The 681-nt window shown below is 64.0% G+C and carries 1 pseudogene; it reads left to right on the forward strand.

The features are described 5' to 3' along the window. Positions 1-138: 138 nt before the first annotated feature. A pseudogene (locus tag EN925_RS38455) lies at positions 139-681 on the forward strand (hypothetical protein); the annotation flags it as partial.

The raw sequence follows: 681 nt of genomic DNA on the forward strand, positions 1-681 counted from the left end.
CCCGATGGTCACCTCGATGCGCGAGCACAAGGGGTATCTGTTCGTCGGCGGCATCCTCAACAACCGCATCGGCCGCTACAAGATTGCAGGCGCCGACCCGAACTGGACCAGCCCCGCTTCCTATTGGGGAGCAAAGCCATGATCCTCGACCCGGTGCTCGACCTGTTCCGCGGCAAGGCGGTGACCATCCCGCCGCTCGACGGCGCTTTTCGCCCCAATACGCGGCTGGATGATGCGCCGGCTTTTGCCGAGCTGACGGAACCGGATAATCTGCTGGTTACCGGTGACAGGCTGCTGGTCTCCAGCGGCAACGCCATCCATTCGATTGCTGCTGGAGCGCAACCTGTCGTGGTCGAGACCTTTCCGTCTGCCGTCACCGCGCTGGCGCTGTCGCCATTGGGCGAACTGACGGTCGGGCTGGAAAGCGGCAAGTTGCTGATTGGCGGCAGCGACGTTTCACTGCCGGCCGGGATCAGCTGCATCACCGCACTAGCCTATGCGGATGACGGCACGCTGTGGCTGGCGAACGGCTCGGCCGAGCATGCGCCATCGCAATGGGCCGCCGATCTGATGAAGAAGGGCGCGTCCGGTTCGCTCTGGAAGCGAGACGCGGCAGGCGGTGATTTTCGCAAGCTTGCCGGCGACATTGCCTTTCCCTACGGGCTGCATCCTGTCGGCAAG

It is taken from the genome of Mesorhizobium sp. M7A.F.Ca.US.006.04.2.1 (assembly GCF_004022915.1).
In the GTDB taxonomy this organism is placed as follows: Bacteria; Pseudomonadota; Alphaproteobacteria; order Rhizobiales; family Rhizobiaceae; genus Mesorhizobium; species Mesorhizobium ciceri.